Annotated in this window: 19 protein-coding genes; 2 read left to right on the top strand and 17 right to left on the bottom strand. The window is 69.4% G+C overall.

Annotated elements, in window-relative coordinates:
- Positions 1-16: 16 nt before the first annotated feature.
- The 10 genes from yjfF to chvE form a co-directional block, all read right to left on the bottom strand.
- Complete coding sequence (gene yjfF, locus AB0I71_RS04220; RefSeq protein WP_357581796.1) at positions 17-1,006, bottom strand: galactofuranose ABC transporter, permease protein YjfF; 990 nt, start codon at positions 1,004-1,006, stop codon at positions 17-19.
- Positions 1,003-2,076, bottom strand: coding sequence for an ABC transporter permease (locus AB0I71_RS04215; RefSeq protein ID WP_357581795.1), 1,074 nt, complete (start codon positions 2,074-2,076; stop codon positions 1,003-1,005). The genes yjfF and AB0I71_RS04215 overlap by 4 nt, the downstream gene beginning before the upstream one ends.
- Complete coding sequence (locus AB0I71_RS04210; protein ID WP_357581794.1) at positions 2,073-3,614, bottom strand: sugar ABC transporter ATP-binding protein; 1,542 nt, start codon at positions 3,612-3,614, stop codon at positions 2,073-2,075. The genes AB0I71_RS04215 and AB0I71_RS04210 overlap by 4 nt, the downstream gene beginning before the upstream one ends.
- A 176-nt stretch (positions 3,615-3,790) precedes the next feature.
- The gene (locus AB0I71_RS04205; RefSeq protein WP_357582007.1) at positions 3,791-4,789 is read right to left on the bottom strand and encodes an ABC transporter substrate-binding protein; all 999 of its coding nucleotides are present in this window, start codon (positions 4,787-4,789) and stop codon (positions 3,791-3,793) included.
- Between the two features lie 132 nt (positions 4,790-4,921).
- The gene (locus tag AB0I71_RS04200) at positions 4,922-5,614 is read right to left on the bottom strand and encodes an L-ribulose-5-phosphate 4-epimerase (RefSeq protein ID WP_357581793.1); all 693 of its coding nucleotides are present in this window, start codon (positions 5,612-5,614) and stop codon (positions 4,922-4,924) included.
- The gene (gene araB / locus AB0I71_RS04195) at positions 5,611-7,281 is read right to left on the bottom strand and encodes a ribulokinase (RefSeq protein WP_357581792.1); all 1,671 of its coding nucleotides are present in this window, start codon (positions 7,279-7,281) and stop codon (positions 5,611-5,613) included. Before araB ends, AB0I71_RS04200 begins: the two co-directional genes overlap by 4 nt.
- 168 nt (positions 7,282-7,449) lie before the next feature.
- Complete coding sequence (locus AB0I71_RS04190; protein WP_357581791.1) at positions 7,450-8,736, bottom strand: ROK family transcriptional regulator; 1,287 nt, start codon at positions 8,734-8,736, stop codon at positions 7,450-7,452.
- Positions 8,737-8,878: 142 nt separating this feature from the next.
- Positions 8,879-10,126, bottom strand: a complete 1,248-nt coding sequence (mmsB, locus tag AB0I71_RS04185; RefSeq protein WP_357581790.1) for a multiple monosaccharide ABC transporter permease — start codon at positions 10,124-10,126, stop codon at positions 8,879-8,881.
- Entirely contained in the window at positions 10,123-11,670 is a 1,548-nt protein-coding gene (gene mmsA, locus AB0I71_RS04180; protein WP_357581789.1) for a multiple monosaccharide ABC transporter ATP-binding protein, read from the bottom strand. Before mmsA ends, mmsB begins: the two co-directional genes overlap by 4 nt.
- Before the next feature lie 81 nt (positions 11,671-11,751).
- Complete coding sequence (chvE, locus tag AB0I71_RS04175) at positions 11,752-12,882, bottom strand: multiple monosaccharide ABC transporter substrate-binding protein (RefSeq protein ID WP_357581788.1); 1,131 nt, start codon at positions 12,880-12,882, stop codon at positions 11,752-11,754.
- A gap of 503 nt (positions 12,883-13,385) precedes the next feature.
- Between chvE and AB0I71_RS04170 the strand changes: the two genes are divergently transcribed.
- Complete coding sequence (locus tag AB0I71_RS04170; RefSeq protein ID WP_357581787.1) at positions 13,386-14,693, top strand: hypothetical protein; 1,308 nt, start codon at positions 13,386-13,388, stop codon at positions 14,691-14,693.
- A gap of 118 nt (positions 14,694-14,811) precedes the next feature.
- Here the strand turns inward: AB0I71_RS04170 and AB0I71_RS04165 are convergent, their stop codons facing one another.
- The gene (locus tag AB0I71_RS04165) at positions 14,812-17,814 is read right to left on the bottom strand and encodes a glycoside hydrolase family 95 protein (RefSeq protein WP_357581786.1); all 3,003 of its coding nucleotides are present in this window, start codon (positions 17,812-17,814) and stop codon (positions 14,812-14,814) included.
- Between the two features lie 413 nt (positions 17,815-18,227).
- Positions 18,228-18,563, bottom strand: coding sequence for an L-rhamnose mutarotase (locus AB0I71_RS04160; protein ID WP_357581785.1), 336 nt, complete (start codon positions 18,561-18,563; stop codon positions 18,228-18,230).
- Positions 18,564-18,735: 172 nt separating this feature from the next.
- Between AB0I71_RS04160 and AB0I71_RS04155 the strand changes: the two genes are divergently transcribed.
- On the top strand, positions 18,736-19,431 hold the full coding sequence (locus AB0I71_RS04155) for a FadR/GntR family transcriptional regulator (protein WP_357581784.1): 696 nt from the start codon (positions 18,736-18,738) through the stop codon (positions 19,429-19,431).
- Between the two features lie 96 nt (positions 19,432-19,527).
- Here AB0I71_RS04155 and AB0I71_RS04150 read toward each other — a convergent pair whose 3' ends face one another.
- The 5 genes from AB0I71_RS04150 to AB0I71_RS04130 all read right to left on the bottom strand — a co-directional run bounded on the left by AB0I71_RS04150 (position 19,528) and on the right by AB0I71_RS04130 (position 25,455).
- Positions 19,528-20,412: an amidohydrolase family protein gene (locus AB0I71_RS04150; RefSeq protein ID WP_357581783.1), complete on the bottom strand. Its 885-nt coding sequence runs from the start codon at positions 20,410-20,412 to the stop codon at positions 19,528-19,530.
- On the bottom strand, positions 20,409-21,737 hold the full coding sequence (locus AB0I71_RS04145) for an enolase C-terminal domain-like protein (RefSeq protein ID WP_357581782.1): 1,329 nt from the start codon (positions 21,735-21,737) through the stop codon (positions 20,409-20,411). The genes AB0I71_RS04150 and AB0I71_RS04145 overlap by 4 nt, the downstream gene beginning before the upstream one ends.
- Positions 21,738-21,813: 76 nt before the next feature.
- Entirely contained in the window at positions 21,814-22,857 is a 1,044-nt protein-coding gene (locus AB0I71_RS04140) for an ABC transporter permease (RefSeq protein ID WP_357581781.1), read from the bottom strand.
- On the bottom strand, positions 22,850-24,391 hold the full coding sequence (locus AB0I71_RS04135; protein WP_357581780.1) for a sugar ABC transporter ATP-binding protein: 1,542 nt from the start codon (positions 24,389-24,391) through the stop codon (positions 22,850-22,852). Before AB0I71_RS04135 ends, AB0I71_RS04140 begins: the two co-directional genes overlap by 8 nt.
- Complete coding sequence (locus AB0I71_RS04130) at positions 24,388-25,455, bottom strand: sugar ABC transporter substrate-binding protein (RefSeq protein ID WP_357581779.1); 1,068 nt, start codon at positions 25,453-25,455, stop codon at positions 24,388-24,390. The genes AB0I71_RS04135 and AB0I71_RS04130 overlap by 4 nt, the downstream gene beginning before the upstream one ends.
- Between the last annotated feature and the right edge of the window lie 158 nt (positions 25,456-25,613).

Here is a 25,613-nt window from a genome sequence, read left to right as displayed (position 1 = left end):
TCCGCGAGAGGGGCGGTCACTTGTAGCGGATGCCGATGAGGCGCTGGAGCAGGATGAACGCGAAGAGCAGGCCTCCGATCACGATCTTGGTCCACCAGGAGTTGAGGCTGCCGTCGAAGGTGATCAAGGTCTGGATCACGCCGAGTACCAGCACACCGAGCACCGTGCCGAAGATGTAGCCCGAGCCACCGGTGAGCACGGTGCCGCCGATGACCACGGCCGCGATCACGTCCAGTTCCATCCCGATGGCGATCAGCGGAGCGCCTGAGAGCGTGTAGAACGACAGCAGGATCCCGCCGATCGCCGCGCACAGACCACTGATGGTGTAGACAGCGATCCGGGTCCGGCCCAACGGCAGCCCCATCAGCAGTGCCGACTGCGGGTTGCCGCCGATCGCGTAGACGTTGCGTCCGAGGCGCGTGTACGCCAGCACGTACGCGGCGACAAGCACCACCGCGAACGCGACGAGCACGCTGATCGAGACGAAGTTGCCCCGGGGATCGCCGATCCGGTACTGCGACATCGTGGTCCAGAACCCGTCGGTGATCGGGATCGACGCGTTGCTGATGAACGTGCACATGCCCCGGGCGAAGAACATCCCGGCCAGGGTGACGATGAAGGGTTGGATGTCGAAGAAGTGGATCGCACAACCCATCAGGAACCCGAGCGTCGGCCCGATCAGCAGGGCGATCACCAGCACCAGCACCGCGGGCAGACCGGATTGCAGCAACCACGCCGAGACCATCGCGGTCATCGCCGCCACCGAGCCGACCGACAGGTCGATACCACCGGTGAGGATCACGAAGGTCATCCCCACGGCGATGACCAGCAGGAAACCGTTATCGATGAAGACGTTGAAAACTACCTGGATGTTGGAGAACGCCCGGTACTGGGACACGCCGATGCCGTACATCACCAGCAGCAGCGCCAGGGTCGCCAGCACCGGCATGTGCCGCCGAGGCAGCCTGGCCCAGCTCGGGCCCGTAGTGAGTGACGTCGTGCTCATGCCGCCACCTGCTCCTTCTGCTGCTGCGGCGACGACTGCGGCGGCTGTGGTGTCCCGGGCCGTCGACGGCGGAACCTGGCCCGGAAGGCCGGCGCCTGGATGAGGCAGACGGCAATGACGACCACCGCTTTGAACAGCAGCGCCGTCTGCGGTGAGATGTTCATGGCGTACACCGTGGTGGTGAGGGTCTGGATGATCAGCGCGCCGACGATGGTGCCGCTGAGGTAGAAACGGCCGCCGGCGAGTGAGGTGCCACCGATGACGACCGCGAGGATCGCGTCGAGTTCCACCCAGAGACCTGTGTTGTTGCCGTCGGCGCTGGAGACGTTCGCGGTCATCATGAACCCGGCGATCGCGGCGCAGGCGGCGCTCACGACGTAGACGAGGAAGACGACCCGACCGGACCGGATGCCCGCCAGCCGGCTGGCCTCCCGGTTGCCGCCCACCGATTCGACGATCATGCCGAGCGCGGTGCGGCGGGTGAATGCCGCGACGAGCAGTGCCGCGGCCAATGCGATGAAGATCGCCAGGGGCAGGGTCAGCAGGTGCCCCAGCCCGATCGCCCGGTACGGCCCGGAGTTGATGGTGATGATCTGGCCCTCGGCGATCAGCTGCGCGAGGCCCCGGCCGGCCACCATCAGAATGAGCGTGGCGATGATCGGTTGGATGCCGATGACGGAGACCAGGACCCCGTTCCAGGCACCCAGCACCAACGCGACCCCGAGCGCCATGGCGAGCGCGGTCAGCACGGTGACCAGATTGTTCTGGTCGGGCGCCCGGCTGATGTAGAGACAGGCGATGGCACCGCTGATCGCGCAGATCGAGCCGACCGACAGGTCGATACCACCGGTGGAGATGACCAGGGTCATGCCGAGCCCGACCAGGATCAGCGGGGCACTCAACCGGAGGATGTCGATCGGGGTGCCGTACAGGTGCCCGTTGTTGACCTCGACGGCCAGGAACCCCGGACGGTAGACGGTGTTGGCCGCCAACATGACCACGAGCACGGCGACCGGCCAGAACAGCCGGTGACCGAGCAGGGTCCGGAAGCGGTTACCGGCGTCGCTCATCGGCTCGCCTCCTCACGCTCGGTGCCGCTGGCGATGGTCTGCATGACGCGGTCCGCGTCCACAGTGTCGTCGTTGTCGAGTTGGGCGACCAGTTCCCGGTCGCGCATCACCGCGATCTTGTGGCTGAGGCGCAGCACCTCCTCCAGCTCGGCGGAGATGAACAGCACCGCCATCCCGCCGTCAGAGAGCTGCACCACCAGCTTCTGGATCTCGGCCTTCGCGCCGATGTCGATGCCCCGGGTCGGCTCGTCGAGGATGAGCAGCCGCGGCTCGGTGATCAGCCAGCGGGCCAACAGCACCTTCTGCTGGTTGCCGCCGGAGAGGTTGCGTACCGGCATCTCCGGGTTGGCCGGCCGGATGCTCAGGGCCTTGATGTACCTGTCGACAAGCTCGTCCTGACGGCGACGGGGGATCGGACGCAGCCAGCCACGAGCGGCCTGCATGGCCAGGATCATGTTCTCCCGGACCGACAGGTCGGCGATGATCCCCTCCGCCCGGCGGTTCTCCGAACAGAAGCCGATGCCCTGTTCGATGGCCTGCACCGGGTTGCGCAGGCCCGTCCGGGCGCCGTTGACCTCGACGTCGCCACGGTCGGCCCGATCCGCGCCGAACAACAGCCGCGCCACCTCGGTACGCCCCGAGCCGAGCAGGCCGGCCAGGCCGACCACCTCACCGGCGTGGATGGTCAGACTGAACGGGGCGACCGCGCCCTTGCGACCGAGCTGCGACACCTGGACGAACGGAGTTCCGCCCTCGATGGCCGCCAGTTCCGGCCGGGGCTGCTCCTCGATCCGTTCGAGGACGTCGAGCTCCTTGCCGATCATCTTCTCCACCAGCGCGAGCTGCGGCAGCTCGGCGATCGGGTACTCCCCCACGAGCGCGCCGTTACGCAGCACGGTGATCCGGTCGGCGATGCCGTAGACCTGGTCGAGGAAGTGGGTGACGAAGAGGATGGCGATGCCCTCGTCACGCAGTTGCCGCATGATCCGGAACAGTTGCGCGACCTCACCGGCGTCCAGGCTGGACGTGGGCTCGTCCAGGATCAGCACCCGGGCCTGCACGTCGATCGCCCGGGCGATCGCCACCATCTGCTGCACGGCCAGCGAGAAGCTGGCCACCGGCGCGGTGACGTCGATGTCGAGGTCCAGACGGGCCAGCAGCTGTCGGGCCCGCCGCCGGACCTCGCCCCAGTGGACGGCACCGAAGCGGCGCGGCTCCCGGCCGATGAAGATGTTCTCCGCCACGGACAGGTTCGGGCAGAGGTTGACCTCCTGGTAGACCGTGCTGACCCCGGCCGCGGCGGCCTGCATCGGTCCGTTGAAGGCCACCTGCTCGCCGTCGAGGGTGACGCTGCCCTCGTCGATGCCGTAGACGCCCGTCAACACCTTGATCAGGGTCGACTTGCCGGCGCCGTTCTCGCCCATCAGGGCGTGCACCTCGCCGGGAAGGAGCCGGAAGTCGACGTTGTGGAGTGCGCGCACCCCGGGAAAGGACTTGCTGATCCCGGTCATCGTCAGGACCGGACGACTATCCGTCATCCCATCGATCCTCTTCTAATTTTCATCGATGCGGAAGAGCCAGTTACCCCGGCACGCGCCCGGCCGGCCTGCGGGCCGGCCGGGCGGTGTGGCACGGGATGTCGGGCCAGACGCCCAGTCCGTCGGAATGGGCGACGCGGCGGGGCCGCCACGCTGTGCGGCGACCCCGTGCGTCATCAGTACTTGCGGTTGGGCAGGGCCTCCTTGGCCTGCTCCTGCGTGAAGGTGGTCTCCTCGGTCTCGATCCGCGGCGGCACCTCCTCGCCGGCCTTCACCTTCTTGGCCAGGTCCATCAGCTGTGGGCCGAGCAGCGGGCTGCACTCCGCGATGAAGTTGAACTTGCCGTCGGCCAGGGCCTGCATGCCGTCCTTGACCGCGTCGATGGTGATGATGGTGATGTCCTTGCCGGGCTCCTTGCCCGCCGCGGTGATCGCCTCCAGCGCACCCAGACCCATGTCGTCGTTGTGCGCGAAGAGCACGTCGATCTTCGGGTGAGCCTTCAGGAACTGCTCCATCACCTGCTTGCCGCCCGCCCGGGTGAAGTCGCCGGACTGGGAGGCGATGACCTTCAGCTTGGGGTCTGCCGCGATCGCCTCGGCGAAGCCCTTCTTCCGGTCGTTGGCCGGGGCCGAGCCGGTGGTGCCCTGCAACTCGACGATGTTCACGTCGCCGGTCGCGTCCTTCTTGTTCTCCACCAGCCACTCACCGGAGAGCCGGCCCTCCTTGACGAAGTCCGAGCCGAGGAAGGTCTTGTAGAGCGACTTGTCGGCGGAGTCCACCGCGCGGTCGGTCAGGATCACCGGGATGCCGGCGTCCTTGGCCTCCTTGAGCACCGTGTCCCAGCCGGACTCCACCACCGGCGAGAAGGCGATCACGTCGACCTTCTGCTGGATGTAGTTCCGGATGGCCTTGATCTGGTTCTCCTGCTTCTGCTGCGCGTCGTCGAACTTCAGCTCGATGCCGGCCTCGGCAGCCGCCTCCTTGATGGAGTTGGTGTTGGCCGTACGCCAGCCGCTCTCCGCGCCGACCTGGGAGAAGCCCAGGACGAGCTTGCCGTCGTCGCCGCCGTCGCCGCCGCTGCCGGTGTCGCTGTTGCCGCAGGCCGCCACGCCGCCGGCGAGCAGCACGGCAGCGACGACCGCCATGGCGCGCCGACGCGCCATGGGCATTCGCATGTTCCTCATCGGATCTCCTCGGGTGGGGGTGCGGTTGTCCACGCCGGCCGCGGCGGTACGGAAGCGGCCGGCGCTCGTGGTGCGGATCCTGTGCGTCGGGTGGTGCCAGCGGTCCCGGCTAGCCGGGGCCGGTCAGGAGTTCGCCGGAGGCGAAGAACGTTGGCCGTAGACGTTCTGGTAACGGTCGTAGAGGGCGTCGATGTCGGCCTGCGCCATCGGCACCGGTTGCCCGAGCGCGCGCGCCAGGTGCGCGGTTCGGGCGACGTCCTCGCACATGACCGCGGCCTTGACCGCGGCCCGGGCGTTACGCCCGATGGTGAAGACGCCGTGGTTGCGCATCAGCACCGCGGGCGAACGGTGCCCGGTGAGGGTGCTGACGATCCCCTTGCCGATGTCGTCGCCGCCGATCAGGGCGAACGGGCCCACCGGGATCTCCCCGCCGAACTCGTCGGCCTGCGCGGTCAGATGGCACGGGATCGACTCGCCCCGCGCCGCCCAGGCGGTGGCGTACGTGCTGTGGGTGTGCACGACGCCGCCCACCTCGGGCATGGCGCGGTAGACGTAGGCGTGCGCCGCGGTGTCGCTCGACGGCGACAGTTCCCCCTCGACCGGCATGCCGTCGAGGTCGCAGAGCACCATGTTGTCGGCCGACAGGTCGTCGTAGTCGACGCCACTCGGCTTGATCACCATGAGGTCGTGGCCGGGGACCCGCGCGGAGACGTTGCCCGCCGTCCAGGCGACCAGGCCGTACCGGGTCAGTTCCCCGTGCAGCCGGGCCACGCTCTCGCGAAGCTCGCTGATCTGTCGGGTCACATCGACGTTCACGCGAACACCTCCTGCGGCGACGTCGCCGACTCCACGGCCGCGTTGCGGATCGCCCGCAGGCGCAGCATCACGTCGTTGGCACCGCGACCGAAGTGGTCGTGCAGCGCCCGGTACTCGGCGTAGAGGGCGTCGTACGCGCGTACCCGGTCCGGGTCCGGCTGGTAGACCGCCGCCGCTATCCGCCCCATCGCCTGCGACGCCTGCTGGATCGAGGGATGGGCGCCGGCGGCCACGGCGGCGTGGATCGCCGAGCCGAGTGCCGGCCCCTGCGCGGAGCCGATGATGCCCAACGGTCGGTTGGTGACATCGGCGTAGATCTGCATCAGCAGCTTGTTCGAGGTGAGGCCACCGGCGATCACCAGGTCGTTGACGGGCACCCCGGCCTCGACGAACGCCTCGATGATCATCCTGGTGCCGTACGCCGTCGCCTCCAGCAGTGCCCGGTAGATGTCCTCCGGGCGGGTGGCCAGGGTCATCCCGACGATCAGCCCGCTGAGGTCGTGGTTGACCAGCAGCGACCGGTTGCCGTTCCACCAGTCGAGCGCGACCAGGCCGTGCCCGCCGACGGGCTGGGCGGCGGCCAGCTCGGTGAGCCGCTCGTGCGAGTCGACGCCGGCCGGGGCCGCATGCTTGACGAACCAGCCGAAGATGTCGCCGACGCCGCTCTGCCCGGCCTCGTAACCCCAGGCCCCGGAGCTGATGCCACCGTCGACCACACCGCACATCCCGGCCACCTCGGCGGGATGGGTGCCGTTGACCACGTGACAGGTCGACGTGCCCATGATGGCCACCAGCCGGCCCGGGTCGAGCGCCTGGGCGGCGGCCGCGGTCACGTGCGCGTCGACGTTGCCGACCGCTACGGCGATCCCCTCCGGCAGCCCGGTCCAGGCCGCGGCGCGGGCGGTCAGTCCACCGGCCCGGGCGGCGAGAGGCATCAGCGGACCGTCCAGTTTGGCCACGAAGTCAGCGAAACCGGGGTTGAGTGCGGTGAGGTAGTCCGCCGACGGATAGCTGCCGTCCTGACGGATGCCCTTGTAGCCGGCGGTGCAGACGTTGCGGGTCTCGACGCCGCACAGCTGCCAGACGATCCAGTCCGCCGCCTCGATGAACCGCTCCGTCCGGCGGTAGACCTCCGGGTCCTCCTCCAGGATCTGCAGACCCTTGGCGAACTGCCACTCGGCGGAGATCTTGCCGCCGTAGCGACCGATCCACGGCTCGCCGCGCTCGTGGGCCAACGCGTTGATCCGGTCGGCGTGCGGCTGGGCGGCGTGGTGCTTCCAGAGCTTCACCCAGGCGTGCGGCCGCTGGCGCAGCTCCGGCACCTCGCACAACGGCGTACCGTCGGCGAGCGTCGGCAGCACGGTGCAGGCGGTGAAGTCGATGCCGATGCCGACGACGTCGCCCGGGTCGACCCCGGCGGCGGCCACCGCCGCCGGCACCGCCTGGCGCAGCACCTCGCGGTAGTCCTCCGGGTCCTGCAACGCCCAGTCCGGCGGCAGCGGCGTGCCGCCGTCCGGCAGCGCTGCGCTGATCACCGCGTTGCGGTACTCGTGCACCGCGGTTCCCAGCTCGGCACCATCGCGGACCCGGACCACCAGGGCCCGCCCCGAAAGGGTGCCGTAGTCGACGCCGACGACGTACTTGTCGCCCCCTGCCACACCGCTCATCTTCACCTCCGGCCGATGACGGACCTCAGTGTTAACGCTCACATCCGATGTCGTCAAGACACCTCCCGGCAACAGCTCCGTAACGGACTGCATGGTCGCAGGCACACCCACCGGTCGGCTACCCCGGTGTCACCGGGTGGACCCCGCTTCCGGCACCGGACCGCCTGGTCAGGCCTGCTGTCGCGGCCGGAAACCCGGTGCCGGCGGTGCGGATGCGGGAAGGCCGACGTCCGGCGGCACCGGTTCGGTCAGCACCGCCAACGGATCGTCGAGCAACCGGGCGAAGCCGAGTTCGGCCGCGCCGACCAGGGTGGCGTCGTCGCCGAGGGCCGCGATGCGCAGCCGCACCGTCTCCCGGGCCACCGGCAGCACGTGGCGGGCGATGCGACCGCGCACCTGCGCGGCGGCACCCGGATACAGGTCGCAGAGCATCCCGCCGAAAACCACAATGCCCGGGTTGAAGAGGTTGATCAGATTCGCCACCCCGATACCGAGCCAGTCGCCGATGCGACGCAGCGCCTCCCGCGCCGCCGGATCCCCCCGGTCGGCGTCGTCGGCCACGGACCGGACGGCGGCGCGGCCGAACAGCTCGGCGGGCCGACCGGCGGCGTCGAGCAGCGCGCGTTCACCGACCTCCGCCTCCAGGCAACCGTGGGATCCGCAACCACAGGGTCGGCCGTCGTACGGGTTGACCACCATGTGCCCCAACTCGCAGCCGTAGCCGCCGTCGCCACCCAGCAGCCGCCCGCCCACGATGATCCCGCCGCCGACACCGACGTCACCGTGCAGGTAGATGAGGTCGTCGAGGCCGACCCCCGCACCGCGCCGCTGCTCCGCCTGGGCACCGAGGTGGGCCTCGTTGCCCACCGCCACCGGCAGGCCGAGGCCGAGGCGGCGGCCGAGTTCGTCGCCGAACGCCTGATCGACCCAGCCCAGGTCGGGTCCGTACCGCACCATCCCGTCGCCCGGCCGGATCATGCCGCAGTACGAGGCGCCCACGCCGACGCACCGCGCCTCGGACGGCGCCGACCGGTGCAGCTGACGACCGAAGCGGGCGAGGACCGCGACCACGTCGTGCAGGTCGGGACCGGCCCGCGGACGTACCGCCTCCCGCCGGTCCAGGATTCTCCCGCCGAGCCCGACCCGAGCGGCGACCAACCGGTCCACGGCGACGTCGAAAGCCAGCACGTAACACCTGTCGGACGCCGGCCGGACCACCAGGGACGGCCGGCCGGCACGGCCGGTGTCCACGGGCGACTCCTCATCGACGAGGCCGACCCGGCTCAGCTCGGTGGTCAACGCCATGATGGTGCTGCGGTTCAGGCCCATCCGCTCGCCCAGCTCGGCTCGGGACAGCGGACCACGGAAATGCACGTGCCGCAGCAGCGAGCCGGCGTTGCGCCGGCGGATCTCCTCCTGGACCAATCCGACCTCCGGGCCAGCTCCGCGTCGCACAGAGCTGACCCGAGGAAGTGTTTCCACCTCGTGACGCGACGTCAAGCGCGGGCCGGCGCCGGTACGGGTCCGGAGCTGACGGAAACCGTGGGGCGGCGGACCGCCGAGCCCGCCGGCCGCCGCCAGGTCTCCAGGCGGTGCCTCAGCGGCTCGCGCCGGCGCGCCGCTTGTTGTAGACGTCGAAGGCCACCGCGACCAGCAGCACGAGCCCCTTGACCACCGACTGCAACGACTGGTCCACACCCATCAGCTGCATTCCGTTGCTCATCACCGCCATGATGAGCCCGCCCACCATGGCGCCGACGACGGTACCGACGCCGCCGGTGACCGCCGCACCGCCGATGAACGCCGCGGCGATCGCGTCAAGTTCGAACATGTTGCCCGCCGCGGGCTGCGCGCCGTTGGAGCGGGAGGAGAAGATGATGCCGGCCACCGCGGACAGGAAGCCCATGTTGACGAAGATCCAGAAGTTCACCGTACGGACCTTGACGCCGGACAGCATCGCCGCGGAGAGGTTGCCGCCGATCGCGTAGACCTGCCGGCCGAAGACCGTGCGCCGGGTGAGCAGCCCGTAGACGAGCACCAGGGCGGCCAGGATGATCAGCACGATCGGCAGGCCGCGCGCGTGGGCCAACTGCCAGGCGAACCACATGACCACGGCACCGACAAGCGCCATCCGGGCGACGAACAGCGCGAACGACTCGACGGGCTGCTGGTAGCGGACGCGGGCCGCCCGGGTGCGGAAGCTGCTCACCACGTAGCCGGCCACCGCGATGCCGCCGATGAGCAGGGTGAAGGCGTCGTAACCGTCGCCACCGATCAGACCGTTGAGGAAACCTGCCGCGATCCGGTTGTACTCGGCCGGGAACGGCGACAGCGAGATGTTGTCGAGCACCCGCAGGGTGAGACCACGGAAGAGCAGCATGCCGGCGAGGGTCACGATGAAGGCGGGAATGCCGACGTACGCCACCCAGAAGCCGTGCCAGGCACCGACCGCGAGTCCCACCGCCAGGGCGGCCAGCACACCGACCCACCACGGTTGGCCCTGCCGGATGACGACCACGGCGGAGACCGCGCCGGTAAGCGCCACCACTGAACCGACCGAGAGGTCGATGTGCCCGCCGATGATCACGATGACCATGCCGATGGCGAGCACCAGGATGTACGAGTACTGAAGGACGATGTTCGTGATGTTGCCCGGACTCAGCGAGAGACCGTCGGTCAGGAACGCGAACAGGGCGACGATGACGACGAGGGCGACGAAGATGCCGCTCTGCCGCAGGTTGTTCATGATCAGCGTACGTGGGTCGCTGGTGCCGACGTGCAGTGCGGCGGCGGGAGCGCTCTCGGCCGACTTCTTGTCCGCCGAGGAGGGCCTGGTGCTGGTCATCCGACGCTTTCCTTGTCCTTCGCCATGAGTTCCATGAGCTTCTCCTGGGTCGCCTCAGCGACCGGCACCTGGCCGGTGATGCGACCTGCCGACAACGTGTAGATGCGGTCGCACATACCGAGCAGCTCCGGCAGTTCGGAGGAGATGATGATGACGGCCTTGCCGTCGGCCACCAGCCGATTGATGATCGTGTAGATCTCGAACTTCGCCCCGACGTCGATGCCCCGGGTCGGCTCGTCCAGGATCAGCACGTCCGGATCGGTGAACAGCCACTTCGACAGGACGACCTTCTGCTGGTTGCCGCCGGAGAGCTTGCCCACGACCGACATCACGCTCGGCGCCTTGATGTTCATGTCCCGACGGCTGGTCTCGGCGACCTTGATCTCCTCGTTGTCGTGCACCCAGCCCAGCCGGGCGAGCCGACGCAACCCGGCCGCCGAGATGTTGCGCCGGATGTCCTCGATGAGGTTCAACCCGAAGCGTTTGCGGTCCTCCGTCGCGTACGCGATGCCGTTGCGGATCGCCTCGGCGACGTTGCGCGCCCTGACCTCCCGGCCGTGCACGAACAACCGGCCGGTGATGTCGCGGCCGTACGAACGCCCGAAGACGCTCATCGCCAGTTCGGTCCGCCCGGCGCCCATCAGGCCGGCGATGCCTACCACCTCGCCGGCGCGCACGTTCAGGTTCGCGCCGTCGACGACCAGGCGGTCCTGGGTCGGGTGCCGCACCGACCAGTCCTCGATGCGCAGCACCTCCTCGCCGGGCGTGGAGACCCGGTCGGGGTAGTAGCTGTCCAGGTCGCGGCCGACCATCCCACGGATGATCCGTTCCTGGGTCACCTCGCCGGAGGCCATCTCGAGCCGTTCCACGGTCCGCCCGTCGCGCAGCACCGTGGTGGAGTCGGCGATCGAGGTGATCTCGTTGAGCTTGTGCGAGATCATGATGCAGGTGATGCCCTCGTCGCGCAGGCGTCGCATCAGGTCGAGCAGGTGCGCCGAGTCGACGTCGTTGAGCGCGGCGGTCGGCTCGTCCAGGATCAGCAGCCGGACCTTCTTGGAGATGGCCTTGGCGATCTCCACCAACTGTTGCTTGCCGACGCCGAGCTGCACCACTGGTGTCACCGGGTTCTCGGCCAGCCCCACGGAGGCGAGCAGCTTGGCCGCCTCGGCGTTGGTACGGTTCCAGTCGATCAGCCCGCCGGGGCCACGCTGCTCGTTGCCGAGGAAGATGTTCTCGGCGATCGACAGGTACGGCACCAGGGCGAGTTCCTGGTGGATGATGACGATCCCCCGGCTCTCGCTGTCCCGGATGCCCTTGAAGTGCACCGGTTCGCCGTCGAGCAGGATCTCGCCGTCGTAGCTGCCGGACGGGTAGACCCCCGACAGCACCTTCATCAGGGTGGACTTGCCCGCGCCGTTCTCGCCGCAGATGGCGTGGATCTCCCCACGCCGGACGGCGAGGGTGACGTCCTGGAGCGCCGCCACGCCCGGGAAGGTCTTGGTGATGCGACGCATCTCGAGGATGTTGTCGTCCGTGCTCACCATCCTGAGCCTCCAGATCGTCGTGTGTGGCAGGGGTGGTGCCGGGCCCGGTGGCGGGTGCGCCACCGAGCCCGGACGGCGCCGTCAGCCGGCCTGGCCGGCGGCGACCTCCTCGGCGGTGAAGTAGCCCGAGTCGATCAGGATCGGCTTGATGTCGTCCTTGTACACGGTCTGGACCGGCAGCAGGTACGACGGGACGACCTTGACACCGTTGTTGTACGTCTCGGTGTCGTTGGCCTCCGGCGCCTTGTCGGTCAGGAACGCCTCACCGGCGATGACGGCCTGCTCGGCCAGCAGCCGGGTGTCCTTGAAGATGGTGGAGCTCTGCACCCCGTCGTCGATCAGCTTGACCGAGGCGATCTCGGCGTCCTGGCCGGTCACCACCGGGAAGTCGGCCCCCTTGTAGCCGGCGTTCTGCAGGGCGGTGATGATGCCCCGCGACAACCCGTCGTACGGCGACAGCACCCCGTCGACCTTGGTGCCGCTGTTGTAGCTGGAGGTCAGCAGGTCCTCCATCCGCTTCTGCGCGGCCTCCTGCTGCCACCGCAGGATCGCCACCTTGTCGATCGCGGTCTGCCCGGACGTCACCTTGAGAGTGCCGTCGTCGATGAACGGCTTGAGGGTGTCCATCGCGCCGTTGAAGAAGAAGTGGGCGTTGTTGTCGTCGAGCGATCCGGCGAACAGCTCGATGTTGAACGGGCCCTTCGCCTCGCCCTTCGCGCCGTCCTTGGTCTGCACCCCGAGGCCGACCAGCAACGCGGTCGCCTGGGCGACACCGACCTTGTAGTTGTCGAAGCTGACGTAGAAGTCGACGTTCGGGCTGTCCCGGATGAGCCGGTCGTAGGCGATGACCGGGATGTCCGCGTCGGCCGCCGCCTGCAACTGCCCGCTCAGCGCCGTGCCGTCGATCGCCGCGATGATGAGCACGTCGGCACCCCGAGTGATCATCTGGTCGACCTGCTGGGACTGGGTGGGGATGTCGTCACCGGCGTACTGGAGGTCGACCTTGTAGCCCTTGGCTTCGAGCTTCTCCTTGACCGAGTTGCCGTCCGCGATCCACCGCTCGGAGGTCTGGGTCGGCATCGAGACGCCGATGGTCAGGTCGGCGGGCTTGTCGCTGTCGTTTCCGCCGCTGCCGGCGCCGTCGCCACTACAGGCCGCCATGCTCAGCGCCAGGGCGGCGCTACCGAGAGCGGCCAGGACTCTTCTGTTCACTGGCTTCCCCAATCTGGAACTCGCGCCGTCGCACCGGCTGCGCGGGTCGCACTTGGGGCCCAAGTGTTAGCGCTCACAATGCCTAGGTCAACACCTGGTTGGAAATACCGCGGTCACGGTCTCGTAACGAACGCCCCGCTCCACCGACCGGCCGAGTTGTCGCAGGTCAAGCCGGCGATCATGGGATCCGTCCACCGGATCGCACCGGCCCACCGGGCGACGGTCATCGACGTCAGAGAATACGGCAAGCCAGAGCCGGTGAACACCCTCGGGCCAGCCTCCGTCCACAGCCGACCCGCACCCGCCGCGACCGACCAGCGACTCGGCGTCGCCGTCGCGCGATGTGAACACTCGGTTTCCGCACCGTCACCAACCCGGCCTTGACATCCACCAGACCGACGCCGATGCTCTGCTAAATCAGTTTAGCGCCCGCTGTTTCGGAGTTCGGCAGAGCCGCTCCGGCGCGAACCGGACCAGACGGACGCGTCCAACGAGGAGGGCCGATGAGACTGCGCAGGACGCTCGTCTCCGTCGCTGCGGTGCTGCTGCTGGCCACGTCCGGCACCGCCGCCTACGCCGCGACCAGGGATCACGGCAGCGGCACCGGTGGCATCCGCAGTGTCACCCCCATCACCACGGTCTACACCTACGGCCAGAAGGTCTCCGCCGTCGCCGTCGAGTACGGCGCCACGGTCAACCCCCGCAAGCTGGACAACTCAACCTTCGCGGTCTCCGACACCAGCTACAACTTCCGCTTCAACCCCATCGAGGACCTGCCCAAGCTGACCGACCGGAAGATCACCCACACCTACACCAACAGCACCGCCACCGTCCGCGCCGACCGGCGGTCCGTACCCGGCCGGTACGTCATCGTCGAGCTGGACCCCGACCAGGACGCCGGCTGGACCGTCATCGTCTCCAAGTGCCCGACCTTCCTGTGCACGGTCAAGGTGAACCCGGACCTGCCGACCCGGGTGACCCAGCGCAAGGACGTGCACGCCCAGCCGGGCAACGGCAAGGGCGCCGGACCGGTGCTGGCCAAGGGCGCGCCGGGTACCTCGCACGGGGTCACGGAGGCACCGGTGAACCTGCTCGTCGACGAGTTCCGCTACGGCTCGTACCTCAGTGGCGGCATGGTGCTTCCGTACCACTACCACCTGCCGAAGAACTACCAGGCCGGCCGGAAGTACCCGCTGATGGTCGTCCTGCCCGGGCACGGCATGGGCTGGGACGGCGACAACACGGGCGTGCAGATCGCCGCCGACATCCCCGCGACGGCCTGGCTCCAGCCGAGCATCACCGGTAGCCGGGAGGACGTCATCGTGCTCGCCCCGCAGAACCAGCGGGTGGGCGACGTGGCCGAGGCGGACCTGCTGGTCAAGCTGGTCGAGCAGTTCAGCAAGGACCACGCGGTGGACACCGAGCGGGTGTACGCCACCACCGTCTCGTACGGCTCGCGGCTGCTGTGGGAGGCGTTCGCCAAGCGTCCCGACCTGTTCACCGCCGGCCTGGTCACCGGTGGTTTCCAGGTCAGCGCCAGCCAGGCGACGGCCATCGCCGCCGCCGAGATCCCGCTGTGGATCACCCACGGCGTCAACGACCACCTGCTGAACATCTCGCTGGCCCGCAACTCGCGGGCGGCGCTGCGTTCGGCGTACGAGGCGCGGGGTGCGTCGCCCGAGCAGATCGCCGAGCTGCTGCACTACACCGAGTACGGCAACGAGGCGTTCTCACTGCCCGACTACCACGCGGCCTACGGTCCGACCTACGACGACCGGAGCATCCTGCAGTGGCTGCTGGCCCAGCGATAGTGAGCACGGGCCGGCCAGCCGGGGCGTGACGACCGGGCCCGCCGGCCGCGACTGGAAACGTCGTGGCCGGCGAGCCCGCCGGGCGGCTCCGCCCGATCCGGAGATCCGCCCGCGACCGTCAGGCGCCGATCGCGATGGCGAAGATGTGCATTGTCGGTACGTTCGCCGCCGGACGGGCGCTGATGTTCGGCAGCTCCACCCGGGCCACCGGCTTGTTCTGCAAGGTCACCCCGACGTAGTAGACGCAGGCCGCGGTGTTCTGCCGCTGGTTGCCGGGCCGGTTCTGGTACGCCATCACGATGGCCGCGGTGCCACCGGCGTGCGGTCCGCCGTACCAGTCGGGGGTGCTGAGCGTGAACGTCTGCCGGGTACCGTCGGCGTAGACCACGGCGGCGGTGCCCGACACGGCCCCGTAGGTGCCGGTCGCGAGGAAGCCGAGGGTACGGCCCGTGCCGGTCAGACCGATCGACTGCCCTGAGGCGATGGCGTTGTCGGCACCGCCCGGTGCGACGTTGGGCCAGCGGAAGGTGACCCCGTTACGGCTCAACGTGCTACCCGGCGTGACCCCGGCCTGGGCCAGGGCCTGCGCGGAGAGGGTGGCTCCGTTGCCGTCGAAGTTCCCGGCGCCGGTGTTGTTGTCGTTCGTGGTGCTGACGTTCGTGAAGCTCTGTTCGAGCGGCGGCGCCGTGGGCACGCCGCCGGACCCGGTTGCCCGGTAGGTGCGCCCGGCCGCGACGGTGACCTCGATCAGGTCGTTCTCGACCTTCGTGGTCCGGGCCGGGGTGCCGTCGGCGGCGTCGACCACCGTGTGGTTGCCGGTGAACATGCGGCCCCGCAGCCGGACGGTGCCGGCCCGGTCCGGCCGGACGAGGATCTCGGTGGCCTGGCCGTTGCTCCACGTGATGCCGACGGTGTGACCGCCCCGGCCGCGCAGGCCGCTGACCCGCCCGCTGGGCCAGGCCGCCGGCAGGGCCGGCAGGATGTGCAGCTCACCGACGTGGCTGTGCAGCAACATCTCGGCGATGCCGGCGGTGGCACCGAAGTTGCCGTCGATCTGGAACGGCGGGTGCAGGTCGAACATGTTCGGCGCGAGCCGGGCCGGGGTGGCGAGGAAGCGGATCAGGTCGTGGGCCCGGTTGCCCTCCTCCATCCGGGCCCAGAAGTTGATTTTCCAGGCGAGTGACCAGCCGGTGCCGTCGTCGCCCCGGATCTCCAGGGTGCGCCGGGCCGCCTCGAACAGCTGGGGGGTGCCCCGCCGCGTGATCTGGTTGCTGGGCGCCAGCCCGTAGAGGTGTGAGACGTGGCGGTGGTTCCGCTCGGTCTCCACCCAGTCGTAGAGCCACTCCATGATGTTGCCGCGCGATCCGATGCGGTTCGGCGCGAGCCGGTCCCGGGTGGCCCGTACCTGCGCCCGGAAGGTGGCGTCGGTGTTGAGGATCTCGCTCGCCCGGGCGCACCCGTCGAAGAGGTCCCGCAGGATCTGGTTGTCCATCGTCGGTCCCGCACACACGCTGGCGTCGGCGTGGTGGCCGATCTCCGGCGAGTTCGACGGGTTGGTCACCAGGTAACCGAGGCTCGGCTCGGTCACCAGGGTGTCGAGGAAGAACTGCGCCGCGCCCTTCATCGCCGGGTAGTTCGCCCGGAGGAACTCGATGTCCCCGGTGAACAGGTAGTGGTCCCAGATCAGGGTGGCCAGCCAGGCGCCCCCGGTCTGCCACATGCCCCAGAAGGCGCCGTCGACCACCGAGGTGGCTCGCCAGGCGTCGGTGTTGTGGTGGGTGACCCAGCCGCCGGCGCCGTACTGCACCTGGGCGGTGCGGGCGCCCGCCACCGCGAGGTCCCTGACCATGTCGAAGACCGGTGCGTGGCACTCGGACAGGTTTGTGGTGTTGGCCGGCCAGTAGTTCATCGGCAGGTTGGCGTTGATCGTGTACTTCGAGTCCCAGGCCGGCGTCAGCGAATCGTTCCAGATGCCCTGGAGGTTGGCCGGCTGGGTGCCCGGCCGGGAGGACGAGATCAGCAGGTACCTACCGAACTGGAACAGCAGCGCGGAGAACTGCGGATCGTTGACGCTGTTGTGCTGGGCGATCCGGACGTCTGTCGGCTGGTCCGCGGCGGAGGTACGCCCCAGGTCGAGGCTGACCCGCCCGAACAGCGCCTGGTAGTCGGCGACGTGCCGGCCGCGCAGCTGGTCGTAGTTGCTGGCCCGCGCCGCACTGAGGTGCCGGCGGGCGATGCCCTGGTAGTCGCCGCCGACGTTGCGGTAGTTGACGTAGCTGGAACCGATGGAGACCAGCAGGGTCACGCTCGTGGCACCGGTGACCCGCAACGTGCCACCGGAACTGCTCACCGTGCCGCCGCTGACGGTGGCGTTTGCCAGCGCCAGGAAGCGCACCGCGCCGTTGACGCCCTCCTGGTTGCCGGAGACGCCGTCGAGAGCGATCGTGGTGCCGTCCGGGCTGGAGACGGAGGTCCGCTGCGGACTGTCGAACGTGGCGGTGAAGGTGATCGAGCCGGCCCGGTCGGCGGTCAGCCGCATCGCGATGACCTGATCGGGCGCGCTGGCGAACGTCTCTCGCTGGTACCGCACGCCGTTCATCACGTACGACACGCTTGTGGTCGCGGTGGTGAGGTCCAGCTGCCGGTCGTACTGCGACGCCCCGCCGGAGGTCGGGAAGGCCAGCCGGAGGTTGCCGACGGTCTGGTACGCCAACTGCCCGACCGGGTTACCGAGCATGTTCTGGTTGATCAGGTTCTGGGCCTGGGTCCACTGGTTCGCGAACACGAGTCGCCGGATCTCGGCCAACGCGCCCAGACCACGGGGGTTGCTCGGGTCGTGCGGTCCGCCGGCCCAGACGGTGTCCTCGTTGAGCTGTAGCCGCTCCGCGTCGACATTGCCGAAGACCATGGCACCGAGCCGGCCGTTGCCGATCGGCAGTGCCCGTAGCCAGTCGGTGCCGGCGGACCGGTCGTACCAGAGTGCCAGGTCACCGGCGGCGAGCACCTGTGGCGGTGCGACCGAGTCCGCTCGGGCCACGGCGGTCCACGGCAGCGGCAGCAGGGCGCCGCCCGCACCCGCCGCGCCGATCTTCAGGGCCTGCCGTCGAGTCAGGTCTGACATCGATCCTCCAACCGTGACCGATCCGGCCATGCGAATCCTCACTGATCGCCGGCAGGCCCAGAACGGTCAGACGTCTGATGTGTTTCGCGAATGTTACCCCCAGTCAGCGCGATAGGCAATTGTCGATTTGTCGATCGGGCCGAGCGGCCGAGGAGCCCCGATAGTTCCGGGATACCCGACCCGAACAGGCATTTTCCGAACAAGGGCAGGGCGTTGCCGCCCCCGGCGTACGGCCCGGTCGGACCGGCCCCGGCACCGGGTGACAGGCGATCATCACCGTATTCGTCAGATGTAACGCCCGGCGGAACGGATCGGCGTCAGGGCCGGTCCGTCGCGGCGCTCGCCCCCCCTGGCGCGTGGAGCGCGAGCAGCCGTCAATCGGTAGGCGTCATGGCGGGTCCCGGTAGGACAGTTCAGGGCGCCTCCTCGGTCAGGTGCCAGATTTCCTGCATCGGAGCCCACCAGTGCCCAGATCCGGGTTCGGCGAGGGACTCCTGGCACGGGTCGGTCAGCTTCCACCACGCCTGGGTCTGCGGGTCGTCGGCCATCCGACGTTGGTCCGCGTCGTGGTCGTCGCCGACGTACTCGTAGTAACCGAACAACAGGTCGCCGTGGAGGAAGATGGTGAAGTTTCGGATGTTCCCCTCGCGCAGCGTCTGCTCGACACCGGGCCAGACCGCGGCGTGCAGCCGCAGGTAGGTGTCCCGGTGCTCCGGCCTGAGCCGGATCACCATGCCGTAACGTCGCACGTCACACCCTCCGCTGAGGTCGGTTGATCCTGATCCCGGCCGCCACTCGGCGCGCGAGCGGCGGCGCAGGCAAACGTCGGATGTCTTTATAGTGGTGGGGGTTGCCGGTCCCGACCGCAGATGCCGGGTCAGGGCCGGCGGCGTCCGGCTGGCCGGTCCGAAGGGGGCGTGGATGGCACTGACCGACGACGCGATCGCGAGGATCCGGAGCATGATCCAGAGCGGTGAGCTGCCACCGGGGACGCGGCTGCCGCCGGAGCCGCAGCTGGCCGCGCAGATGGGACTCTCGCGCAGCGGAGTCCGGGAAGCGGTGAAGGTGCTCGAATCGGCCCGGGTGCTCGACGTGCGACGCGGCGACGGGACATACGTGACGAGCCTCGCCCCCCGGCTGCTGCTGCAAGGGCTCGGCGTCGCGGTGGAGCTGCTGCGCGACGACACGCTCCTGGAGGTCATGGAGGTACGCCGGATGCTGGAGCCGATGGCGACCGGCCTGGCGGCGTTGCGGATGACCGACGCCGACCTCGACGAACTGGGCCAGATCCTGGAGGACATGCGGGCGGCGGCCGACGACGCCGAGAAGCTCATCCAGTTCGACACCGCCTTTCACCACACGGTCGTCGCCACCACCGGCAACGAGACCCTCACCTCGTTGCTGGACGGCCTCTCCGGCCGTACGCTGCGGGCCCGGGTGTGGCGCGGGTTGATAGAGGGCAACGCGGCCCACCAGACGATCGAGGAGCATCACACGATCTACCTCGCCCTGCGCGCGCGTGACCAGTTGCTGGCACAGGCCAGCGCCCTGCTGCATGTCAACACCTCCGAGGCGTGGCTGCGTACGGTGCTCGCCGCCAAGCCGACGGACGGGTAGCCGCCGACGGGCGCGGTCGCCCGGGACGCGGCGGGGGCCGGCTACCGGGGCGCCGCGCCCAGCCCTGTGCCGGGGCGAACCGGGGATCCGCCGGGTTCATGCCGACGGCCTCACCGTTTCGGGCCGGGCACCCTGCCGGGTCAGCTCGTAGGCGCGCAGCGCGGTACCGGCGAAGATCTCGTGCCGCTCCCGTGCGGTGAGCGGCGGCAGGGCCGCCTCCAGTGCCCGGCGTACCCCCGGGTAGCCGGATCTGAGGAGGCAGACCGGCCAGTCCGAGCCAAACATCAGACGATCCGGACCGAACTCCTCGACCGCGACCTCGACGAACGGACGCAGGTCGTCCGGTGACCACTCCGGCGCGGCCTCGGTGACCAGGCCGGAGAGCTTGCCGGTGACGTTCGGGTTGGCGGCCAGCGCGGCGAACGGATCGCGCCACCGTCGCAAACCGGCCGCACCCTCGTCGATGCGCGGCTTGCCCAGATGGTCGAGGACGAACCGGAGCTGCGGGACCGCCCGCGCGGCCCGGGCCGCCGCCGGCAACTGGTCGGCCCGGATCACCAGGTCGAAGGCGAGGCCGGCGGCGGCGATCCCGGCCAGGCCACGGCGTACGTCGGGCCGGTCGAGGTAGTCCGGGTCCGCCTCCCCCTGCACCTGGGAGCGCAGCCCTACCAGCAACTCGCCGCCCCGCGACCGGCGGTAGCCGTCGATGGTGGCGGGTACGTCGCCGGCCGCCACGTCGATCCAGGCCACCACCCGGAGGATCGGTGCGGTGTCGGCGGCGTAGCCGAGGAACTCGGCAGCCTCGTCGGGGTGGCACCGACCGCCCTCCACCAGCACGGTGCCGTGCACCCCGGCTGCGGCGAGTTCGACGGTCAGGTCCGCCGGGGTGAACGGCCGGCGGATCGCGGCCAGGCCCGGCTCCGCCAGCCAGGTGTAGCCGCGTTCCGGCCGCCACAGGTGGTGGTGCGCGTCGATGATCATGCGGTCGGCGCTCCCGCCATCACCGGCGCGTCCACCCATGCCGGGCCGTCAGGGAAGCGGTACTGCGCCAACGAGTCGGGCAGGATCCGCGCGCTCATTCCGGGCGCCTCCGGCGCGCGGTACCGTCCACCACTGACGCGTACCGGATCGACGAAGTGCTCATGCAGGTGATCGACGTACTCGATGGCCCGGTCGTCGGTGCTGCCGCTGAGCGCGACGAAGTCGAACATGGCCAGGTGCTGCACCAGCTCGCACAGCCCCACTCCCCCGGCGTGCGGGCAGACCGGCACCCCGAACTTCGCGGCGAGCAGCAGGATCGCCAGGTTCTCGTTGACCCCGGCGACGCGGCAGGCGTCGATCTGCACCACGTCGACGGCGTCGGCCTGGAGCAGCTGCTTGAACATGACCGCGTTGTGCACGTGCTCGCCGGTGGCCACCTTCACCGGCGCGAGAGCCTTGCGTACGGCGCCGTGCCCGAGCACGTCGTCCGGCGAGGTCGGCTCCTCGATCCAGTACGGGTCGAACGAGGCCAGCTCCCGCATCCAGCGGATCGCCTCGGGCACACCCCAGATCTGGTTCGCGTCGACAGCGATCCGGATGTCCGGGCCGACCGCCTGCCGGGCGATGCCCATCCGGCGTACGTCGTCGGCCAGGTTCCCGCCCACCTTGAGCTTGATCAGCCGGTAGCCCGCCTCGACCGCTTCCCGGCAGAGCCGGGCCAGCTTCTCGTCGTCGTAACCCAGCCAGCCGGGGGTGGTGGTGTACGCCGGATAACCTTCGGCCCGTAGCCGTCGCTCGCGCTCGCCCCGCCCGCCCTCGGCGGCCCGCAGCAACGCCGCCGCCTCATCCTCGTCGAGGGCGTCACGCAGGTAGCGGAAGTCGACCTGGGCGACCACCTGTTCCGGGGTGAGGTCGGCGAGCAGCTTCCACAACGGCTTGTCCGCCCGCCGGGCCGCGAGGTCCCACACCGCGTTGACCAGACCGCCGGCGGCCATGTGCACGACCCCCTTCTCCGGCCCGAGCCACCGGATCTGGCTGTCACCAACGAGCCGGCGGGCCAGCGCCCCCGGATCGGCGACCAGTTCGTCGACCCGCTGGCCGACCACCATCGGAGCGAGCGCCTGCACCGCCGCCACCTGGAGGTCGGTGCCACGGCCCACGGTGAAGACCAGTCCGTGGCCCTCAGCACCGGCCGATGTCCGCACGATGACGTACGCGGCCGAGTAGTCGGGGAACGGGTTCATCGCGTCCGACCCGTCCCGGTGCCGGGACGTGGGGAACCGTACGTCGATGGTGTCTACGGACGAGATGCGCTCACTCACCACAACTCCTGAGGGGTCGAACAGGTGGGTCTGGTTGTCTGCCGCGCGATGGTCGGGCCCGGCCAGCGGCCGGGCCGCCTCACGTCTGTGCCTTACCTCCGGTGATGCGGGAGACCACCAGGGCCACCAGGATGACGGTGCCGTTGAGGAAGTTCGTCCACTGCGCGGGCACCCCGGCCAGGGTCAACACATTAATGATCATGAACAGCAGCAGGACACCGGTGAAGGCGCCGAAGACACTGCCCTTGCCACCGTTGAGGCTGACGCCACCGATCACCGCCGCCGCGAAGACCTGGAAGATGGCACCGCTGCCCTGGGCCGACGGCACCGCCGCGAGCCGGCCGCTGATCAGCAGCCCGGCGAGCGCCGCGAGGACGCTGGCCACGATGAGGGCCATCCAGAGCACCCGGTCGGTACGGATACCCGCCGCCCGGGCCGCGTCGGCGTTGCCGCCGATCGCGTACAGCGCCCGACCGGCCCGGGTGTAGCCGAGCACGACGATCCCGGCGGCGAACAGCAGCAGCGACAGCCAGATCGAGGCCGGCACGCCGACCCAGGTGGCGGAGCCGAGATAGGTCATCGACTCGGGCAGCATGAAGAAGGTCTGGCCACCGGAGATGCCGGTGAGCAGCCCCCGCAGGACGATCAGCATGCCCAACGTGACGATGAACCCGTTGAGGCCGAAGCGAACGATGAGCAGCCCGTTGAAGGCGCCGACGAGGGCACCGACGAGGAGCACCACCGGGACCGCCCAGGCGTCCGGTAGCACGTCGAGACCGAGGCCCCGGGTCAACGCCGGGTCCACGACCAGCCAGGCCGCGACACCCGGCGCGAGGCCGAAGGTGGACTCCAGCGACAGGTCCATCTTGCCGGTGATCAGCACGATGGTCTGGGCGAGGACCACGATGGCGATCTCCGACATGCTCTGCAGCACGTTGATGATGTTGTCGGTGCTGAGGAAGACCGGGCTGACGATCGACCCGACGATGGCGACCGCGATGATCGCCGGTACCAGCGCCAGATCCCGGAGCCGGGCGATGGCCAGGCTGCGCGACGAGGCACCCGGCGGGGACGGTGGCGGCGTGGCGGCCGGCCGCTCGGTGGCGGAGAGCGTCTCAGACATGGTGGAGATCCACCCCTTCCATGGCGGCTACCAGATCGTTGTCACTCCAGCCGTGGGCCATCTCGCGGACGACCCGTCCCTGGAACATCACAAGTACGCGGTCACAGATCCGCAGGTCGTCCAGCTCGTCGGAGACGACAAGCACGCTGGTACCGCGACGGCGTACCTCCTCGACGACGCCGAGCAGGGTCTGCTTGGAGCGCACGTCCACCCCGGCGGTCGGGGTGATCAGCACCAGCAGCTTCGGGTCGCTGGCCAGCGCCCGGCCCATCACCACCTTCTGCTGGTTGCCGCCGGACAGGTCGGAGACCGGCACCTGCGGCCCCGATGCCTTGATCGCCAGGTCGGCGATGGTGCCCCGGGCCAGGGCGTCCCGCCGGGCCGGCGAGATGAGGCCCCGCCTACCGATCCGCCCCGGGACGGTCATTGTGACGTTCTCGGCGATGGACAGCAGCGGCACCAGCCCCTCGCGGTGCCGGTCCTGCGGCACCAGCCCGACACCGGCGTCGAGGGCGTCCGGCACGCTCCCGGGGCGTAGCGTCCGACCGTCGACGACGACCGTCCCGCCGGCCGGTCGGGCCAGGCCGACTATCGCCTCGGCGACCTCGACCTTGCCGCTGCCGCCGCCACCGGCGATCCCCACCACCTCACCCGCCCGAGCCGCCACGGACAGCTCGGCACCGGAGGTGGTGACCAGGTCGCGTACGGACAGCAGCACCGGCGCGTCGGTGGCCAGCGGCCGGTGATCGGCCTCCGGCATGGTCACGTCCTCACCTGTCATCGCGGCCACCAGCGCCGGCCGGCTCAGCTGCGCCACCGGGGCGGTGACGATGTGCCGGGCGTCGCGGAAGACCGTCACCTGGTCACAGATCTCGTAGATCTCCTGTAGGTGGTGGCTGATGAACAGGAACGTCACGCCCTGCGCCCGCAGCTCCCGGATCCGGGTGAACAGGCGGTTGATGCCGGCACCGTCGAGCTGGGCGGTCGGCTCGTCGAGGATGATGAACCTGGCACCGAAGGAGAGCGCCCGGGCGATCTCGACGAACTGCCGCTGCTCGACGGAGAGGGTCGACGCGGGCTGGCGTACGTCGACGTCCACGGACCACTCCGCCAGCAGTTGCTCCGCCGCACGACGCAGCCGCGACCAGCGGATCAACCCGGCCCGGCCACGGGCGTGCCGGTTGAGGAAGAGGTTCTCCGCCACGGTGAGGGTGGGGATGATCGTGGACTTCTGGTAGACGCAGGCCACCCGCCTGCGCCAGGCGTCACGGTCGGCGAGCGGTGGTGCCGGACGCCCGTCGAAGGCCACCGCGCCGTCGTCGGCGGCCTGCAACCCGGTGAGGATGCCGACAAGTGTGGACTTGCCGGCACCGTTGCGCCCGACCAGGGCGTGCGTCTCACCACGGCGGACCACGATCCCCGCGTCGGCGAGCGCCACGGTCGACCCGAACCGCTTGGTGATGTTCACGGCCTCCACGACGGGCTGGTCGGCACCGACCAGCCCGTCGGTCGGCGCCTGCGGGATGACGCTCATGCGTTGTTGCCCCACAGGGACGAGTCGTCGAACTTCAGGGTGGGCTCCCCCGCGATCGGCGCGCCGTCAAGCGTCACCAACGGTGCCGGCAACTGGTCCTCAAGCAGACCGTCGCGCACCTGGATGATGGTGCTGCCGTGCTCGGTCGGGCCGGGCTGGAAGGTCTTGCCCTCGATCGCCGCTTTGACGTACTCCAGGCCGTACCTGGCGTAGAGGTCGGCCGGCTGGCTGACGGTGGCGTCGATGAGCCCTGCACCGATGTTCTTCAGCTCCTCGGGGATGCCGTCGTTGGAGACCACGAAGACGTGCTTCGGGTCGCTCGGCGGCACCTGGAGACCCCGCTGCTTGAGGATCTGGAGAGTCCCGGACAGGGCGAACGAGGACTGCATGTAGATGCCCTTGACGTCCGGGTCCGACGCGAACCGGGTCTGTAGCTTCGACGCCGCCACGTCGGCCTTCCAGTCGGTGGCCTCGCCGAAGACGGTGATCTCGGGGAACTCCTTCTGCATGCACTCGTTGAACGCCTCGGTGCGGTCCCGGCCGTTGATCGAGTCGAGCCCGCCCTGGAGCATCACGACCTTGCCCTTGCCGCCGAGCCTGGTACCGAGGAACTGACACGCCTTGATGCCGTAGGCGCGGTTGTCGGCGCGGACGACCATGAACACGTTGCCGGTGTCCGGCCGGGTGTCGATGGTGACCACCGGGATCTTCCTGCTGTCCAGTTGGGACAGGGTCGGCGCGATGGCTGCGGTGTCCTGCGGTGCCATCACCACACCCTTGACGCCCTGGCTGATGAAGGTCTGGGTGTTCGAGATGAGGTTGGCGATGTCGTTCTGCGAGTTGGTGGTCTTGACCTCGACGCCGAGCTCGTCGGCGAACTGCGGAACGTACTTGATGTAGGAGTTCCAGAAGTCCGTGTCGGAGCGGGGGTAGTCGACCCCGATGACCTGCGAGCCGCCTGATCCGGTCCCGTCGGCCGTGCCGTCACCACAACCGGCCGCGAAGGTGGCCGACGCGCCGAGCAGCACCGTCAGCCCCACACTCAGCAGTGCCCTGTTTCTCATTCTTGTTCCTCCATATCCAGGCGTCACCCCACGTGCGTCGCCCTGGCCGGGTCGGCTGGGACGACGGACGTGCCGGACGTGACGTGCGAAGGGTTCGTGCGGGGCCGCTGGTCCACAGCAGATGCGTGCTGCCGTCCGCTGGACGATCCGGTACCGCC

The sequence above is a fragment of the Micromonospora sp. NPDC049891 genome (genome assembly GCF_040660295.1).
GTDB lineage: Bacteria > Actinomycetota > Actinomycetes > Mycobacteriales > Micromonosporaceae > Micromonospora.
This window is presented reverse-complemented; position numbering and strand designations above follow the sequence as displayed.

What these genes read in the sequence shown, in the direction of transcription:
- AB0I71_RS04215 (WP_357581795.1), bottom strand. Translation starts at nt 2,076, where the DNA reads ATGAGCGACGCCGGTAACCGCTTCCGGACCCTGCTCGGTCACCGGCTG.
- AB0I71_RS04155 (WP_357581784.1), top strand. Translation starts at nt 18,736, where the DNA reads ATGGCACTGACCGACGACGCGATCGCGAGGATCCGGAGCATGATCCAG.
- yjfF (WP_357581796.1), bottom strand. Translation starts at nt 1,006, where the DNA reads ATGAGCACGACGTCACTCACTACGGGCCCGAGCTGGGCCAGGCTGCCT.
- AB0I71_RS04205 (WP_357582007.1), bottom strand. Translation starts at nt 4,789, where the DNA reads ATGCGAATGCCCATGGCGCGTCGGCGCGCCATGGCGGTCGTCGCTGCC.
- araB (WP_357581792.1), bottom strand. Translation starts at nt 7,281, where the DNA reads ATGAGCGGTGTGGCAGGGGGCGACAAGTACGTCGTCGGCGTCGACTAC.
- mmsA (WP_357581789.1), bottom strand. Translation starts at nt 11,670, where the DNA reads ATGGTGAGCACGGACGACAACATCCTCGAGATGCGTCGCATCACCAAG.
- AB0I71_RS04140 (WP_357581781.1), bottom strand. Translation starts at nt 22,857, where the DNA reads ATGTCTGAGACGCTCTCCGCCACCGAGCGGCCGGCCGCCACGCCGCCA.
- AB0I71_RS04135 (WP_357581780.1), bottom strand. Translation starts at nt 24,391, where the DNA reads ATGAGCGTCATCCCGCAGGCGCCGACCGACGGGCTGGTCGGTGCCGAC.
- AB0I71_RS04170 (WP_357581787.1), top strand. Translation starts at nt 13,386, where the DNA reads ATGAGACTGCGCAGGACGCTCGTCTCCGTCGCTGCGGTGCTGCTGCTG.
- mmsB (WP_357581790.1), bottom strand. Translation starts at nt 10,126, where the DNA reads ATGACCAGCACCAGGCCCTCCTCGGCGGACAAGAAGTCGGCCGAGAGC.
- AB0I71_RS04150 (WP_357581783.1), bottom strand. Translation starts at nt 20,412, where the DNA reads ATGATCATCGACGCGCACCACCACCTGTGGCGGCCGGAACGCGGCTAC.
- AB0I71_RS04165 (WP_357581786.1), bottom strand. Translation starts at nt 17,814, where the DNA reads ATGTCAGACCTGACTCGACGGCAGGCCCTGAAGATCGGCGCGGCGGGT.
- AB0I71_RS04130 (WP_357581779.1), bottom strand. Translation starts at nt 25,455, where the DNA reads ATGAGAAACAGGGCACTGCTGAGTGTGGGGCTGACGGTGCTGCTCGGC.
- AB0I71_RS04210 (WP_357581794.1), bottom strand. Translation starts at nt 3,614, where the DNA reads ATGACGGATAGTCGTCCGGTCCTGACGATGACCGGGATCAGCAAGTCC.